General features: G+C 68.0%; 13 protein-coding genes. 2 read left to right on the top strand and 11 right to left on the bottom strand.

The genetic code is table 11. The features are described from left to right. Nucleotides 1-133: 133 nt before the first annotated feature. Nucleotides 134-2,029: an ABCB family ABC transporter ATP-binding protein/permease gene (locus EPAKOI_RS01900; RefSeq protein ID WP_423192821.1), complete on the bottom strand. Its 1,896-nt coding sequence runs from the start codon at nucleotides 2,027-2,029 to the stop codon at nucleotides 134-136. A gap of 112 nt (nucleotides 2,030-2,141) precedes the next feature. Here EPAKOI_RS01900 and EPAKOI_RS01895 point away from each other — a divergent pair, with 112 nt between their 5' ends. Then, on the top strand, nucleotides 2,142-2,546 hold the full coding sequence (locus EPAKOI_RS01895; RefSeq protein ID WP_423192820.1) for an acyl-CoA thioesterase: 405 nt from the start codon (nucleotides 2,142-2,144) through the stop codon (nucleotides 2,544-2,546). Nucleotides 2,547-2,659: 113 nt separating this feature from the next. Here EPAKOI_RS01895 and EPAKOI_RS01890 read toward each other — a convergent pair whose 3' ends face one another. The 7 genes from EPAKOI_RS01890 to clsB all read right to left on the bottom strand — a co-directional run bounded on the left by EPAKOI_RS01890 (nucleotide 2,660) and on the right by clsB (nucleotide 12,495). Beyond that, entirely contained in the window at nucleotides 2,660-3,436 is a 777-nt protein-coding gene (locus EPAKOI_RS01890; protein WP_124682455.1) for an enoyl-CoA hydratase, read from the bottom strand. Nucleotides 3,437-3,468: 32 nt separating this feature from the next. Beyond that, nucleotides 3,469-4,425: a DegV family protein gene (locus EPAKOI_RS01885; RefSeq protein ID WP_423192819.1), complete on the bottom strand. Its 957-nt coding sequence runs from the start codon at nucleotides 4,423-4,425 to the stop codon at nucleotides 3,469-3,471. A gap of 127 nt (nucleotides 4,426-4,552) precedes the next feature. Continuing rightward, nucleotides 4,553-5,752: an acetyl-CoA C-acyltransferase gene (locus EPAKOI_RS01880; RefSeq protein ID WP_423193473.1), complete on the bottom strand. Its 1,200-nt coding sequence runs from the start codon at nucleotides 5,750-5,752 to the stop codon at nucleotides 4,553-4,555. 20 nt (nucleotides 5,753-5,772) lie between these two features. Beyond that, nucleotides 5,773-8,199: a 3-hydroxyacyl-CoA dehydrogenase/enoyl-CoA hydratase family protein gene (locus EPAKOI_RS01875; RefSeq protein ID WP_423192818.1), complete on the bottom strand. Its 2,427-nt coding sequence runs from the start codon at nucleotides 8,197-8,199 to the stop codon at nucleotides 5,773-5,775. 205 nt (nucleotides 8,200-8,404) lie between these two features. Beyond that, nucleotides 8,405-10,192, bottom strand: coding sequence for an acyl-CoA dehydrogenase C-terminal domain-containing protein (locus EPAKOI_RS01870; protein ID WP_124682458.1), 1,788 nt, complete (start codon nucleotides 10,190-10,192; stop codon nucleotides 8,405-8,407). Between the two features lie 87 nt (nucleotides 10,193-10,279). Next, nucleotides 10,280-10,870 (bottom strand): TetR/AcrR family transcriptional regulator, encoded by a 591-nt coding sequence (locus EPAKOI_RS01865; protein WP_026035162.1) that lies wholly within the window; start codon nucleotides 10,868-10,870, stop codon nucleotides 10,280-10,282. 353 nt (nucleotides 10,871-11,223) lie between these two features. After that, the gene (gene clsB / locus EPAKOI_RS01860) at nucleotides 11,224-12,495 is read right to left on the bottom strand and encodes a cardiolipin synthase ClsB (protein WP_423193472.1); all 1,272 of its coding nucleotides are present in this window, start codon (nucleotides 12,493-12,495) and stop codon (nucleotides 11,224-11,226) included. 162 nt (nucleotides 12,496-12,657) lie between these two features. On the opposite strand from clsB, the gene mobB reads away from it, so the two are divergent. Continuing rightward, entirely contained in the window at nucleotides 12,658-13,170 is a 513-nt protein-coding gene (gene mobB / locus EPAKOI_RS01855) for a molybdopterin-guanine dinucleotide biosynthesis protein B (RefSeq protein ID WP_313837683.1), read from the top strand. 13 nt (nucleotides 13,171-13,183) lie between these two features. On the opposite strand, the gene EPAKOI_RS01850 is transcribed toward mobB, so the two are convergent. From EPAKOI_RS01850 to EPAKOI_RS01840, 3 genes are all read right to left on the bottom strand, one after another. Continuing rightward, complete coding sequence (locus tag EPAKOI_RS01850) at nucleotides 13,184-13,939, bottom strand: endonuclease/exonuclease/phosphatase family protein (protein WP_313837682.1); 756 nt, start codon at nucleotides 13,937-13,939, stop codon at nucleotides 13,184-13,186. Next, the gene (gene nudB / locus EPAKOI_RS01845) at nucleotides 13,936-14,409 is read right to left on the bottom strand and encodes a dihydroneopterin triphosphate diphosphatase (protein ID WP_124682462.1); all 474 of its coding nucleotides are present in this window, start codon (nucleotides 14,407-14,409) and stop codon (nucleotides 13,936-13,938) included. Before nudB ends, EPAKOI_RS01850 begins: the two co-directional genes overlap by 4 nt. Nucleotides 14,410-14,494: 85 nt before the next feature. Beyond that, nucleotides 14,495-15,466 carry a hypothetical protein gene (locus EPAKOI_RS01840; protein WP_409559020.1) on the bottom strand — a complete coding sequence of 324 codons (972 nt, stop codon included), beginning with the start codon at nucleotides 15,464-15,466 and terminating at the stop codon, nucleotides 14,495-14,497. Between the last annotated feature and the right edge of the window lie 89 nt (nucleotides 15,467-15,555).

Below are 15,555 nucleotides of genomic sequence, written 5' to 3'. Positions count from 1 at the left end.
CCGCAAGGGGCGTGCCAGCCTTTCACCGGGTTGTCATGCACCGGCGCGAGGCGTGGCCGCTGTGCATTGACGACCCACGATTGTGCGCGGGCCGGTGTCGGCGGGCGTTGCCGCCCTCCATTGTCGACAATCGTCAGGCGTCCTGCGTCGCGTCGCCCACCTCGATGTCGCGCGCATCGTCGCCGTCGGGCACGCCCTTGGCCGCGTTGCGCGCCTGGATCTGCCACATCTCTGCGTAGCGGCCGTTGGCGCGCATCAGCTCGGCGTGCGTGCCGCGCTCGACGATGCGGCCGTGGTCCATCACCAGGATCTGGTCGGCATGGACCACCGTGGACAGCCGGTGCGCGATTAGCAGCGTGGTGCGGTTCTGCGCCAGCCGCATCAGCTCGGCCTGGATGGCCTGCTCGGTGCGCGAATCCAGCGCCGAGGTGGCTTCGTCGAACACCAGGATCGGCGGGTTCTTGAGCAGCGTCCGGGCAATGGCCACGCGCTGCTTCTCGCCGCCCGACAGCTTCAGCCCGCGCTCGCCCACCGGCGTGTCGTACCCCTGCGGCAGTTCGCTGATGAAGTGGTCGATCTGCGCGGCCCGCGCGGCGGCGATCACTTCCTCGCGCGTGGCCTCGGGCCGCCCGTAGGCGATGTTGTAGTAGATGCTGTCGTTGAACAGCACGGTGTCCTGCGGCACGATGCCGATCGACGCGCGCAGCGTGGACTGGCGCACCGCGCGGATGTCCTGCCCGTCCACCTCGATCGCGCCCTGCGACACGTCGTAGAAGCGGAACAGCAGCCGGGCGAGCGTCGACTTGCCCGAGCCGCTGTGGCCGACCACGGCCGTGGTGGTGCCGGCGGCGATCGTGAAGTCCACGTCGTGCAGGATCACGCGGTTGGGCTCGTACCCGAACCCGACATGCCGGAAGCGGACCGCCGCGCCGTTGACGCGCAGCGGCGGCGCGTCGGGGGCATCGGCCACCTCCTGGTTGGTGCCCAGCAGCACGAACATCCGGTCCATGTCGGTCGTGGACTGCTTGATCTCGCGGTAGATCACGCCGAGGAAGTTCAGCGGGATGTAGAGCTGGATCATCAGCGTGTTGACCAGCACCAGGTCGCCCAGCGTGAGCTTGCCGGCCGCCACGCCTACCGTGGCGCGCCAGAGGATCAGGATCAGCCCCGTGGCGATGATGGCCTGCTGGCCGAAGTTCAGGAACGACAGCGAGTTCTGCGAGCGGATTGCCGCCGCGCGGTAGGTGCGCAGGTTCTCGTCATAGCGCCGCGCCTCGTATTCCTCGTTGCCGAAGTACTTGACGGTCTCGAAGTTCAGCAGCGAGTCGATGGCCTTCTGGTTGGCGCGCGAATCCAGCTCGTTCATCCGGCGCCGGAAGTGCGTGCGCCACTCGGTCACGACGATCGTGAAGACGATATAGCCCACCAGCGCGCACAGTGTGATGGCCGCGAACCAGATGTCGTAGTGCAGGAAAAAGAAGCCGATGACCAGCGACATTTCCACCAGCGTGGGCAGGATGCTGTACAGCGAGTACGAGATCAGCGACTGGATGCCGCGCGTGCCCCGCTCGATGTCGCGGCTCATGCCGCCGGTCTGCCGCTCCAGGTGAAAGCGCAGCGACAGCGCGTGCAGATGGCGGAACACCTGCAGCGCGATCTCGCGCACGGCGCTCTGCGTCACCTTCGAAAAGAGGATCTCGCGCAACTCGGTGAAGAGCGAGCCGGACAGCCGCAGCAGCCCGTAGGCGACGATCAGGCCGACGGGCACCACCAGCAGCGCGGTGGCGTCGCCGGCCTTGATGTCCATGCTGTCGACCAGCTTCTTCATCAGCACCGGCACGCCCAGGTTGGCCACCTTGGCGGCCACCAGGCAGGCCAGCGCCAGCATCACGCGCCACTTGTAGTGCCAGACGTAAGGCAGCAGGTTGCGGACGGTCTGCCAGTCGCTGCGCGGGGCGCCAGCGCCCTGGAACAGGGGATTGGCCGGCTCGGCGGGGGCGGGCTCGGCGGTCGTGGAATAGCGGCGCATACGTTAGAATTCGTGCCAATGCCGCGATTGTCGCAGAGATCGCCACGTCCGGCAGGCCACTGCCCCACTGCCCATGAACGCCCCGTATTTCCCGCTCTCCTCGGTCCCCGACATGTCCACATCCGCCCCCGTCTCCGAACTGCCGCCCGGCAAGAACCCCGCCCTGCGTGTGGTGCCGATGCCCGCCGACGCCAACGTCCACGGCGACGTGTTCGGCGGCTGGATCATGGCGCAGGTCGACATCGCCGGCTCCATCCCGGCCGTGGAACGCGCCCAGGGCCGCGTGGCCACGGTGGCGGTGAATTCGTTCCTGTTCAAGCACCCCGTGTTCGTGGGCGACCTGGTCAGCTTCTACGCGGATATCGTCAAGACGGGGCGCACCTCGATCACGGTTTCCGTGGAGGTCTACGCGCAACGCATGCGCCACAGCCACGAGATCGTCAAGGTCACGGAAGCCACGCTGACGTACGTGGCGACGGATGAAAGCCGGATGCCGAGGGTGTTGCCGACGGCTTGACCGGCGTCCTCCCTTGCTCTGGGTTCCCTCTTCCGCATGGCTGAAGAGGGGTCAGGGGCGAGGGCCGGTCGGTTCTGACACGACAGGTCGTCGATTGGCCGCCGGCGCCCTGCTCAATCGAACTTCGAAAAATCCGGCTTGCGCTTTTCGAAGAACGCCGTGAAAGCCTCCTTGGCTTCGGGCGCCACCAGCATGCGGCGGAAGACCTCGCCCTCCTCGGCCATTTTCTTCTCCACGGCCGCCACGTCGCCCCCCTTCATCAGCCGCTTGGTCTCGCGCAGCGACGACGCGGGCAACGCCGCCAGCTTGGCGGCCTGCTGGCGCACGAAATCGGGCAGCTCGGCCAGGGGCAGCACCTTCGTCACCAGCCCGATCGAGAATGCCTCCTGCGCGCTGAACGCCTCGCCGAGCAGCAGCTTTTCCGCCGCACGCTGGTAGCCCACCAGGCGCGGCAGCAGCAGGCTGGACGCCGCTTCCGGGCACAGGCCCAGCTGCGCGAACGGCAGCGACAGCCTGGCGGTGTCCGACGCGTAGACCAGGTCGCAGTGCAGCAGCAGCGTGGTGCCGATGCCCACGGCCGCCCCGCTGACCGATGCCACCACGGGCTTGCTGGCGTGGCTGATCGCGTGCAGGAACTGGAACACCGGCGGCTCGGCGCCGTCGCTGCCCTGCGTGGGCGGGCGCTTCATGAAGTCTTCCAGGTCGTTGCCGGCCGTGAAGATCTCGGGCTTGCCCTCGATCACGATCACGCGCACGGCGTTGTCGGTCTCGGCGGCGCGCAGCGCATCGGCCATGGTCTGGTACATGGCGGCGGTGATGGCGTTCTTCTTGTCGATGCGATCGAAACCAATGGTCAGGACGCCCTGGTCGATGCGGGTAGCAATGCTCATGTCTTCCTCGTCTCGGTCGTAATGGTCGCCGCTCACACGAACGGTGGCGGCACTTCGGAAAGATAACTCAGGCCGAACGCGCCCGCGCCCACGTTCAGCGCGACGGTCAGGCTCATCGGCGCCAGCATGAGCTGCACGTCGTAGCGGCGCGCCGTATCGGCCAGCGACTGCCACGCGGGCCAGGCCGCCACATCGTCCAGGTCGCCCGCGTAGGCCGCGGCCACGGCCGGGGTCAGCAGGCAGCGGGCCCGGATGCAGGCTTCCGCATGGCCCAGCAGGCGGCGGATGCCCTCGTCGGTGCCGCGCACCTTGGCGATGGCCTCGGTCTCGCCCTGGTGCATGCGGATGACCGGCCGGATATTGAACGCGCTGCCCAGCATGTAACGGCCCCACGTGATGCTGTTCTCGCCCTTGTGCTTCGCGCGCGTGTACATGTACAGCAGCTCGTCCGGAATCAGGAACATGTGTGCGGCATCGCGCAGGCGATGCTCCACGGCGTCCACCACCTGCGCCGCGCTGGCGCCGTCAGCCAGCATGCGCGCGGCCTCGCGCACGATCAGCGCCTGGCCCGGCCCGATGGCGCCCGTGTCGATCACGGTCAGGTCGAACAGCCCGCTGCGCCCGGCGTCCTTGCGCAGCTTGAAACTGCGCGCCACCGTGCCCACCACGGCGCCCGTGGCATTGGCGTAGAGCTTGCTGCGGCTGCTGGCAATCGTCAGCAGGATGGCGCGGTCGCAGCCGGCCACCACGTGCCTGAGCAGGTGGTCTTCCAGCTCGCGCTCAAGCAGCGGGATCGATTCGGCGTAGTGGTCCTGCTTGCCCACCAGGTACTGCTGGTAGAGGTCGGGCAGCGCCGCTTCGTCGCGGGTGTCGACCACGAAGCGGTCGCCGGCGCGAATGCGGAACGGGATGGTTCGCACGCCAAGTGCGTCCATCATCGTGCGCGGCATGTCGCACGCCGCGTCGGCCAGAATGGCTGTCTCCTGCATATTGTTGTTCTCCTCCGTATCAGTGCGTCAACGTGTTGGCATCTCCGTGTCCATACATTTCCTCATCTGATCGAAGGTCGGGACAGCCCTCGCCGGGCTGTCCCTGTGCGGCGCGTTTGGTCGATGCTTATACGCGCTCGAAGATGCCGGCGGCGCCCATGCCCGTGCCCACGCACATGGTCACCATGCCGTACTTGAGATTGTGGCGACGCAGCGCGTGCACCACGGTGGCCGAGCGGATCGCGCCCGTGGCGCCCAGCGGATGGCCCAGCGCAATCGCGCCGCCCATGCGGTTCACCTTGCCCGGGTCCAGCTCCAGGTCGCGCATCACCGCCAGCGACTGCGCGGCGAATGCCTCGTTCAGCTCGATCCAGTCGATCTGGTCCTGCGTCAGGCCGGCCGCCTTCAACGCGGCCGGAATGGCCGCCTTCGGGCCAATCCCCATGATCTCGGGCGGCACGCCGCGCACCGCGAACGACACGAAGCGGGCCAGCGGCACGAGGTTGAACTGCTTGAGGATCTTCTCCGAGACCAGGATCAACGCGCCGGCGCCGTCCGACGTCTGCGAGCTGTTGCCGGCCGTCACGCTGCCCTTGTTGGCAAACACCGCCCGCAGCTTGGCCAGCCCTTCGACCGACGTGTCCGGGCGCGGGCCTTCGTCCAGCGCCACGGTGCGCGTCTTGACGCCCACCTGCCCCGTGGCCAGGTCCGGGAATTTCTCGACGACCTCGATCGGGGTGATCTCGTCCTGGAACTCGCCGGCCTGCTGCGCGGCGATGGCCTTCTGGTGCGACGCCAGCGAGAACGCGTCCTGGTCCTCGCGGCTGACCTGCCACTGCGTGGCCACCTTCTCGGCGGTCAGGCCCATGCCGTAGGCAATGCCGACGTTCTCGTCACGCTCGAAGATCGACGGCGACATCGACGGCGAGTTGCCCATCATCGGCACCATGCTCATCGATTCCACGCCGGCCGCGATCATCACGTCCGACTCACCCACGCGGATGCGGTCCGCCGCCATCGCCACGGCCGACAGGCCCGACGCGCAGAAGCGGTTCACGGTAATGCCGCCCACCGTGTTCGGCAGGCCGGCCAGCAGCGCGCCGATGCGCGCCACGTTCAGGCCCTGCTGGGCCTCGGGGATGGCGCAGCCGACGATGGCGTCCTCGATCAGCGCCGGGTCCAGGCCCGGCACCTGGGCCACGGCGGCCTTCAGGATCGTGGCCAGCAGGTCGTCGGGACGGGTGTTCCGGAACGCGCCCTTGGGCGCCTTGCCGATCGGCGAACGGGTAGCCGCAACGATGTAGGCGTCTTGCAGTTGTTTCATGATGTCGGTTCCTCGTTGGCGGATTAGTTGCGCACCGGCTTGCCCGTCTGCAGCATGCCCATGATGCGCTCCTGCGTCTTGCCCGTGCCGAGCAGGTCGATGAACGCCTTGCGTTCCAGCGCCAGCAGCCATTCCTCGCTGACCAGCGAGCCGGCCTCGACGTCGCCGCCGCAGACCACTTCCGCGATGCGCGACGCGATCAGGAAGTCGTGCGCCGAGATGAAGTTGCCGTCGCGCATGTTCACGAGCGACGCCTGGATCGTGGCGATGCCCGAGCGGCCGGCCACCGGGATCAACTGGCCCGGCAGCGGCGCGCGGTAGCCGGCGTTGGCCAGCGCGCGCACTTCGCTCTGCGCCACGTACAGCAGTTCGTGGACGTTGTAGACGATGGTGTCGGTCGGCTGCACGTAGCCGATCTTCTGCGCGTCCAGCGCCGACGTCGACACCTTGGCCATCGCCGCCGCCTGGAAGCGGTTGGTCAGGAAATTCAGGTAGTTGGTGCTGCCCGCGGCCTGGGCCGCACGGGCCGCCGCAATGGCCGCCTCCTTGAGGCCGCCGCCGGCCGGCACCAGGCCCACGCCCACTTCGACCAGGCCGACGTAGCTTTCCAGCGCCACCACGCGCCTGGCCGACTGCAGCATCAGCTCGCAGCCGCCGCCCAGCGCGATGCCGGACACGGCCGGCACCACCGGCACCGCCGCGTACTTCACGCGCATCATCGTGTCCTGGAACTTCTTGACGAACGGCTCGATGCCCTTGGCGCCGCCCATCATGAAGGCCGGCATCGCCGCCTCCAGGTTGGCCCCGGCCGAGAACGGGCCGCCCGGCGCGCCCAGTTGCAGCGACGTCGGCTGCCAGACGACCAGGCCCTTGTAGCCGGCCTCGGCCAGTTCCACGGCGCGCACCACCGTGTCGAGCACGTCCGGCCCGAGCGTGTTCATCTTGCTCTTGAACGAGATGATCAACACGTCATCGGCGCCATCGCTGGTCCAGATGCGGGCGCCGTCGTTCTCCTCGATGGTCTTGCCGGCCTTGCGCGGGTCGGCGGCGTCGGTGCCCTTGAGCGCGGCGCGGAACACCTGGCGCTCGTACACGGGCAGCGCGGCGCGCTTGACGAAGCTGTTCGTCGACGGCGACCACGAGCCCTGCGCGCCGTGCACGCCACCGTTGCCGGGCACCGCGCCATCGAACACCCAGGCGGGCAGCGGCACGTTGGCCAGCGCCTTGCCGGCGTCGATGTCTTCCTTGACCCACTGCGCCACCTGCGTCCAGCCGGCGGCCTGCCAGTCCTCGAACGGACCCGAGTTCCAGCCAAAGCCCCAGCGGATCGCCAGGTCCACGTCGGCCGCCGAACCGGCGATCTGCTCCAGGTAGACCGCGATGTACTGGAACACGTCGCGGAACACGCTCCACAGGAACTGCGCCTGCGGGTTGGTCGATTCGCGCAGCAGCCTGATGCGCTCTGCCGGGTCCTTCTTCAGCATGCGCACGACGATCTCGTCGGCCTTCTTGCCCGCGTCGACGTACTGGCCCGTCTTGCCGTCCAGCACCTTGATGGCCTTGCCTTCCTTCTTGTAGAAGCCGGCGCCGGTCTTCTGGCCCAGCGCGCCGGCATCGACCAGCCCCTTGAGCACGGCCGGCGTCTGGTAGACCGGCGCGAACGGGTCGCCGCCCAGGCCGTCCTGCATCGTCTTGATCACGTGCGCCATCGTGTCCAGGCCGACCACGTCGGCGGTGCGGAACGTGGCGGACTTGGCGCGGCCCAGCTTGGTGCCGGTCAGGTCATCGACGACATCGAACGGGATGCCGAACTTCTCGGCCTCGGCAAACACGGCCAGGATCGAGAAGATGCCGACGCGGTTGGCGATGAAGTTGGGCGTGTCCTTGGCACGCACCACACCCTTGCCGAGCGTGGTGGTCAGGAAGGCTTCGAGCCGGTCCAGGATCTCGGGCTGCGTGGCGGCCGTCGGGATCAGCTCCACCAGGTGCATGTAGCGCGGCGGGTTGAAGAAGTGCACGCCGCAGAAACGCGCCTTGAGCTCGGCGTCGAAGCCGTCGGACAGCGACGTGATCGACAGGCCCGAGGTGTTCGTGGCAAAGATCGCATGCGGCGCCAGGTGCGGCGCCACCTTCTTGTAGAGGTCGTGCTTCCAGTCCATGCGCTCTGCGATCGCCTCGATCACCACGTCGCAGTCTTTGAGCAGCGCGATATCGTCCTCGTAGTTGGCGGCGCGGATCAGGCCGGCCTCGTCCTTGATGCCCAGCGGCGCGGGCGACAGCTTCTTGAGATTCTCGATGGCGCGGGCGGCAATGCCGCTCTTCGGGCCTTCCTTGGCGGGCAGGTCGAACAGCACCACGGGCACGCGGGCATTGACCAGATGGGCGGCAATCTGCGCCCCCATGACGCCGGCACCCAGCACGGCGACCTGCTTGACGATGAAATTGGACATGCGCGCTCCTAGAGTCGTGAGCGTTTGTGGAGAAGATAGGTCTGCCGAAGTCTGACTCCCCTCTCCCGCACGGCGGGAGAGGGGTTGGGGGAGAGGGCCAGCCTCTCAAGATGCGACGGTCGCAACTGGATCCGCCATGCCCTCACCCCCGGCCCCTCTCCCGTGAGACGGGAGAGGGGAGCAAACCCTCAGCGGGTCAGGACAATCAGAACAAATCCGCGTCCAGCGCCATCAGCGTGGCCGAGCCGGCGCGGGCCTTGCGGATTTCGGCGGCGGTCTCGGGCAGCAGCTTGGCGAAGTAGAAGCGTGCCGTGGCCAGCTTGCTCACGTAGAACTTGTCGCCGCTGTCCTGCTTTTCCAGCGCGATCTTGGCCATGCGGGCCCAGAAGTACGAAAAGACCAGGTGGCCCACCACGCGCAGGTACGGCACGGCGGCCGCGCCCACTTCGTCGGGGTTGCCCATCGCCTTCATGCCGATTTCCATCGTCAGCTTCTGGACCTTGTCGCCAATGTCGGCCAGCGGGTTCACGAACTCCTGCATCGCCTCGTTCGTGCCCTCTTCCTCCACGAACTGCTGCACGATCTTGCCGAACGCCTTGAGCTTGGCGCCCATGTCGCCCAGGATCTTGCGGCCCAGCAGGTCCAGCGACTGGATGGTGTTGGTGCCTTCGTAGATCATGTTGATGCGGGCGTCGCGCACGTACTGCTCCATGCCCCACTCGGAGATGTAGCCGTGGCCGCCGAACACCTGCATGCCCTCGTTGGTCGAGGTGAACGCATTGTCGGTCAGGAACGCCTTGATCACCGGCGTCAGCAGCGCCACCAGGTCGGCGGCTTCCTTGCGCACGGCTTCGTCCGGGTGCGACAGCTCGCGGTCGATCTGCAGCGCCGTCCAGTAGCTGAACGCGCGGCCGCCCTCGGCGTACGCCTTCTGCGTCAGCAGCATGCGGCGCACGTCCGGGTGGACGATGATCGGGTCGGCGGCCTTGTCCGGCGCCTTCGGGCCGGTCAGCGCGCGCATCTGCAGGCGGTCCTTGGCGTAGGCCAGCGAGTTCTGGTAGGCCACTTCGGTCAGGCCTAGGCCCTGCGCGCCCACGCCCAGGCGGGCGGCGTTCATCATCACGAACATGGCGTTCAGGCCCTTGTTGGCCTCGCCCACCAGCCAGCCGCGCGCGCCGTCCAGGTTCATCACGCAGGTGGCGTTGCCGTGGATGCCCATCTTGTGCTCGATCGAGCCGCACTTGATGCCGTTGCGCTCGCCCGGGTTGCCGCTGGCGTCGGGGATGAACTTCGGCACCACGAACAGCGAGATGCCCTTGGTGCCCTGCGGTGCGTCCGGCAGGCGCGCCAGCACCAGGTGGATGATGTTCTCGGCCAGGTCGTGCTCGCCGGCCGAGATGAAGATCTTGGTGCCCGTGATGGCGTACGAGCCATCGGCCTGCGGCTCGGCCTTCGTGCGCAGGATGCCCAGGTCGGTGCCGCAGTGCGGCTCGGTCAGGCACATCGTGCCGGTCCACACGCCCGACACCAGCTTCGGCAGGTAGGCCTGCTTCAGTTCCGGCGTGCCGTGTGCGTGCAGCGCCTCGTACGCGCCGTGGGACAGGCCCGGGTACATCGTCCACGCCTGGCCGGCCGAGTTCAGCATCTCGTACAGCGCGTTGTTGACGACGATCGGCAGGCCCTGGCCGCCGAATTCGGGGTCGCACGCCAGGGCGGGCCAGCCGGCCTCGACGTACTGCTGGTAGGCTTCCTTGAAGCCCTTGGGCGCGCGCACCACGCCGTCGCCCACGTAGGTGCAGCCTTCGCGGTCGCCGGGCTGGTTCAGCGGGAACACCACGTCCGCGCAGAACTTGCCGGCTTCCTCGATAACCTGGTTGATGGTGTCCGCGTCGATGTCCGCGTGCTTGGGCATCGCCTTGAGTTCGGCTTCTGCGCCGAGCAGTTCATGGAGCACGAACTGCATGTCGCGCAACGGTGCGGTGTACTGGCCCATCAAAGACTCCTTGGAGGTTTTCAATGCCGCCACACACGCATGCCGCACGCCCCCGCGGGGGCGCGTGCGACCGTTGCCGGGGGCGGCTCAGGTACGGTAAGACTGAATCAGCTTGTTGAGGGCGACCATGGCAAGCTCGGCACTGTCCGGCAGGCGCAGAAAGCGGGCGTCGTGATGCAAGCCTAGTTCAAGGCTGTACATCTCGAACAGCATCAGGCGCGGATCGCAGTCCGCGCGCAAGTGCCCCTCTTCCCGGGCCTGGTCGATCGCACGCATCAGCGCGGCCCGCCAGATCGTGACGCTCTTGACCAGTTCGTCACGTACCGGGCTTTCCGCGCGATCGTCGTACTCGACGGCCCCGCTGATGTAGATGCAACCCGTGGTCACTTCCTGGATGCGCTTTTCCATCCAGCGCCGCACCATCGACCACAGGCGAGGCAGCCCGCGCGGTTCCTGCAGCGAGGGGTAGAACACCTCCTGCTCGAACCGCCGGTGATACTCGCGCACCACTTCCACCTGCAGGTCCTCGCGCGAACCGAAATGCGCGAACACGCCGCTCTTGCTCATCTGCATGCGTTCCGCGAGCAGGCCGATGGTCAGCCCTTCCAGCCCGTCGCGGGACGACAGTTCCAGTGCGGCATCGAGAATCGCCACGCGCGTCATCTCGCCCTTGCGCAAGGGCGCGGGCGCGGCGGCGGATTCAAGACGAACTGACTGGTGTCGCATGGTTTCTCTCCGTTCTCTGCAGCACCCCGAAGGCTGCTGTTCCTGGCCTGACACTGCGTTCGGCAGGCACTGTCGACAGCGAGATTGCCGTCGTAAATGCACGAAGTCTAAGCCAAAAAAGAACGGTCGTTCAGATTATTCTGGCGAGGCCGACTGGCATCAAGTTTTTAATTAGACCGGTGTTTCTAAACACCCGGCGCGCCGCAGCGCAATGCAGCAAAGGCTGAAAAGCGCGCCGATCCGGCGGGTGACGCGGGGGCGCCATGGCCGAGCTGCGGCAGGGCAACATGTTACCGTGAGGCGCCTCAGTAGCGCCCCGCCACACCCGCGATGACGACGCCGAGACGCAACACGTAGTAGGCCGCCCAATTGGCAAATCGCCGCAAACGCGGCAGTCCGGCGTGGGCTTCGGGCATGACCCGCGCGCTGCGCTGGGCCATCGCCGCCTCCAGCCGCGTGCGCAGCGTGCCGGCAAAGGCGGGGTCGTAGACGGCCACGTTGGCCTCGCGGGCCAGCAGCAGGCTGAACGGGTCCATGTTGCTCGATCCCACGGTCGCCCAGATGTCGTCGACCACCGCCACCTTGGCGTGCAGGAAGCTTTCCTCGTACTCGTAGATCTCGACGCCGGCCTCCAGTAGCCGCGCATACAGCGCGTGGGTGGCGTAATGCTGCAGCCGGTATTCGACCATGCCCTGCAGCAGCAGCCGCACGCGCACCCCGCGCTCGCGGCAGGCCAGCAGCGCTCGGCGCATCTTGTGGCCGGGCAGAAAGTAGGCGTTGGCCAGGATCACGTCGTGCCGCGCGGCGCCCAGCGCGTACAGGTATTCGCGTTCGATGGTGCGACGGTTGCGCAGGTTGTCACGCAGCAGCAGGCTGGCCGGCACCCCGCCCGGCTGCACGTCGGACCGCGCCTGGCGCGCGCCGCGCGTCAGCGTTTCTACTTCGGCAAAGGCACTGGCAGTCTCGCGCAGGCCCCGGCGTTGTGCGATGCGGAACCAGAGCCGCGCCGACGCCAGCGCAATCTGCGCCACCAGCGGGCCCCGCACGCGCACCGCGAAGTCGAAGCGCGGGCCGATCTCGGGCAGATCCACCGGGCCGTGGTTGTGGTCGTCGATGATGTTGATGCCGCCGACAAAGGCGACCTTGCCGTCGATGACGGCGATCTTGCGGTGCAGCCGCCGCAGATGGCGGCGCGCGAACTTGAAGCCGCGCAGCGGGCGGTAGATCTCCAGCACCACGCCGCCGTCGCGCAGCCGCGCCTGCAGGGCGGCCGGCAGGTCGCCGGCGCCAAAACCGTCCACCACCAGCCGGACGTCCACGCCGCGCTGCGCCGCCGCGATCAGCGCATCGCCGACGCGGGCGCCGATGGCGTCGTCGGCATAGATATAGGTCTCCACCACGACGTGCACCCGCGCCGCGTCGATGGCCTCGATCAGCGCCGGAAAGAACGCCTGGCCGTTGCAGAGCAGGTCGACATGGTTGCCCGGCACCGGGCTGCCGCGGCGGCGCATCCAGTGCAGCACGCGGGCCCGGGCACGGGCGCTGGCGGTGCCCAGGTCCGGCACCGATGCGGGCATCCCCGCCTTGGGCGCGGTGGCCGGCGGCTGGGGGTCTGGCGGTGTGTTGCGGTCGTAGATCCCTGACATGGCTCGATTATCGGCCAACGGGCGGCTCCTGCACATCGCCCGGACCAACTCTGCTATTGTCAGGGCATTCTGACGCCCAACAGGGAAAGCATTGTGAAGGTATTCGGCATTGCCGGTTCCTCTGGCAGCGGCAAGACGACGCTGCTGGACCAGTTGATCCCCCGCTTCGTGGCCGACGGCCTGCGCGTGGCCGGCATCAAGCACACGCACCACGGCTTCGACCCCGACACGCCGGGCAAGGATTCCTGGCGGATGCGCCAGGGCGGGTGCGAAAACGTGGTGCTGGTCGGCGCGCGGCACCTGACGCTGATGCGCCACTACCCCGAGGACAAGCCGTCGCCCGAGATTGGCGAGGCGCTGGCCGTGCTGCCGCGCGACACCGACCTCGTGATGGTCGAAGGCTACAAGTGGAGCGATTTCCCGAAGCTGGAAATCTACCGGCCCGCCCACGGCAAGCCGCCGCTCTGGACCGAGGTGCCGGGCATCGTCGCCGTCGCGACGGACGCCGTGGACGAAGTGGCCACCAACACCGCGCTGCCAGTCATCGACCTGGCCGACGTCGACGCCATCTACGGCTGGATCCGCGACTACCTGGCGTCGGCCTGACGCCCAGGCCCGGTCAAGCCTCGGGAATCGCCACGCGGTGGGCCAGTTCGGCCATCAGCGGCACGTGGTCCGAGCGCTCCGCCCATTCGCGGCCCGTCAGCGCCTGCGTCCGCTCGATGTCGAAGCCGCGCACGTAGATGCGGTCGAGCTGCCACCACGGCATGTGGCTCGGAAAGGTATGAATCCGGCCGTTCTTGGCATGGGCCGATTCCACCGCATTGAGCGTGTTGCAGATCTTGCTGTCGAGCTTGTGGTTCCAGTCGTTGAAATCCCCGGCGATGACCAGCGGCGCGCCGTCCGGCACCACTGAGCGCACGCGCTCCACCAGCGCCGTGGCCTGCCGCACGCGGCTGCGCGCGAACAGCCCGAAGTGCACGCAGATCAGGTGCGCCTCCACGCCGTGGATGTCCGCCACCGCGTGCAGCAGCCCGCGCTGCTCGAAACGGTGATCGGAAATATCCAGGTTCTCGGACATCAGGATCGGATGGCGCGACAGGATCGCGTTGCCATGGTGGCCGTGCTCGTACACCGCGTTGCGGCCGTAGACCGAGTGCGGATAGGCGTCCGTGGCCAGGTAGTTGAGCTGGGTATGGTCCGGGTCGAACAGCTCGGCGGCGACCAGGCGGTCGTTGCGGTCCTGCACTTCCTGCAGGAACACGATGTCGGCGTCCATCGCCTGCAGCCCGGTCCGCACGCTCTGGATGCGCGGCTTGCCGCTGAACCCCTTCACCCCCTTGTGGATGTTGTAGGTGACGACGCGCAGCTTCATCGTGCCACCTCCCCGGCATCCTCCCGCGCCGCCGCGCGCCACGCCAGCTGGCGTACCGCCTCGGCATTGCTGCGCGAAAAGCAGCGCGCCGCGGCGTCCTGCCAGGGCAGCCACGCGTACTGCAGGTGCTCGCGCGGCGCCAGCGTCACGGGCAGCGGCTCGGGCACGCACAGGCCGAACCAGTGTTCGGTATTGCGCGTGATGCCGGGCGCATAGCGGTGGCGCCACTGCGGGTAGATCTCGTAGTCGATCGTGTGCTGCCAGTCGGTCAACTGGTGCTGGCTGGCGACGATGCCGGTTTCCTCGGCCACCTCGCGGGCGGCGGTGGCCGCCAGCGGCTCGTCTTCGGCATCGAGGCTGCCGGTGACCGATTGCCAGAAGCCCGGCCGGTCGGCTCGCTCGATCAACAGGACTTGCAGGTCTGGCGTGTGAATCACGACCAGTACCGATTCGGGAATCTTGTAGCGCATGGGGCGGTGAAGGCGACAGAACCCAAGCATAGCGCAGCCGCGCGGGCTTGGGCGTCCTCCGCTGTCCGATTACCGCGATGTGGAATCAGGCGATCGTCCGCTCGCCAGGATGGCGCGGCGTCAGGAAATGGCCGCCGTCGGGGCCCGGCGCGGCCATGCCGTCCGGGGTGGCGCCGGGCATGCTGCGCAGCCAGGTATCGAACACCTCCGGCGAATCGCCATGGCCCCAGGCCGCGCGCAGTTGCTGCATCAGCGGCGCCAGCGCCTGCGTGTAGCGCTGCGACGCCACATGGGCATGCTCGGCCAGCGCGTCGGTGCTTTCCTGCACCTGGGTGGCCAGTTCGGCCCGTTCCTGGGCGATATCCTTCTCGCGCGTGCCGAGCTGGTTGTACTTCTGGATCAGGAAGCGCTGGTAGTCGCCGGCTTCCACGCCCTGGGCGGCCTGGGCGTTGACCTGCTCGAAGCGCATGACGATGCTGGCGGTTTCCTGCTCGACGTGCGCCGCCTCCGCGCTGAGCTGCTGCAGCGCCTCCTGCAGCCGCAGCGCCTCGCGCCGGTGGGTCTGCAGCCGCGACGCCTCGTCGTCGAACGTGCGCTGGGCGGTCAGGTACGCCTGCACCACCGGCTGCGGCGCCACCACGAGCAGCGGATCGGCGCCACCGGAGCGGCGGCCCGACAGCAGCGCATCCTCGGGCAGCCGCAGGTTGCCGACATCTTCAAGCCAGCGGCCCCGGGCCATCACCGTCGCCACCGTGTCCAGCGCCAGCTTGCGCAGCGCCTCGGCGCGCTGCGCCGCCACGGGCTCCGGCCCCTGGGCGGCGGCGCCGTAGTCCACCACCGGCTGGGCGCCCTGCGCCGCGTGGGCGATGTCAGGCACGCAGGCAGCCACCGTGGTGGCCACCGATTCGGACATGGCCTGCGCCGACTTGCGCACCGCGCGGCGCAGCTCGAAGCGCGCCAGCAGCATCATCAGCAGGCCGGCCACGAGCCAGGTCAGTATGGTTTCGGCATGGGCCAGCAGGAAGGCCCGGATCGTTTCCGCATCGAGTTGCAGCATGGTGGTTTGTCCTCCCGCGTCACGGCCGGCCTTTCGGGTGGGCAAGCATCGCGCGCATCAGGCAGAAAGACATCATGCGGCGCCGCTTC

The sequence above is a fragment of the Cupriavidus sp. H18C2 genome, assembly GCF_049393795.1.
GTDB lineage: Bacteria > Pseudomonadota > Gammaproteobacteria > Burkholderiales > Burkholderiaceae > Cupriavidus > Cupriavidus pauculus_C.
Note: the sequence above shows the minus strand (reverse complement) of the source record. Positions and strands in the feature narration are given on the sequence as shown.

Coding starts and splice junctions, on each gene's coding strand:
- EPAKOI_RS01900 (WP_423192821.1), bottom strand. CDS start 2,029: ATGCGCCGCTATTCCACGACCGCCGAGCCCGCCCCCGCCGAGCCGGCC.
- EPAKOI_RS01895 (WP_423192820.1), top strand. CDS start 2,142: ATGTCCACATCCGCCCCCGTCTCCGAACTGCCGCCCGGCAAGAACCCC.
- EPAKOI_RS01890 (WP_124682455.1), bottom strand. CDS start 3,436: ATGAGCATTGCTACCCGCATCGACCAGGGCGTCCTGACCATTGGTTTC.
- EPAKOI_RS01885 (WP_423192819.1), bottom strand. CDS start 4,425: ATGCAGGAGACAGCCATTCTGGCCGACGCGGCGTGCGACATGCCGCGC.
- EPAKOI_RS01875 (WP_423192818.1), bottom strand. CDS start 8,199: ATGTCCAATTTCATCGTCAAGCAGGTCGCCGTGCTGGGTGCCGGCGTC.
- EPAKOI_RS01870 (WP_124682458.1), bottom strand. CDS start 10,192: ATGGGCCAGTACACCGCACCGTTGCGCGACATGCAGTTCGTGCTCCAT.
- clsB (WP_423193472.1), bottom strand. CDS start 12,495: ATGCCCGCATCGGTGCCGGACCTGGGCACCGCCAGCGCCCGTGCCCGG.
- EPAKOI_RS01850 (WP_313837682.1), bottom strand. CDS start 13,939: ATGAAGCTGCGCGTCGTCACCTACAACATCCACAAGGGGGTGAAGGGG.
- nudB (WP_124682462.1), bottom strand. CDS start 14,409: ATGCGCTACAAGATTCCCGAATCGGTACTGGTCGTGATTCACACGCCA.
- EPAKOI_RS01840 (WP_409559020.1), bottom strand. CDS start 15,466: ATGCTGCAACTCGATGCGGAAACGATCCGGGCCTTCCTGCTGGCCCAT.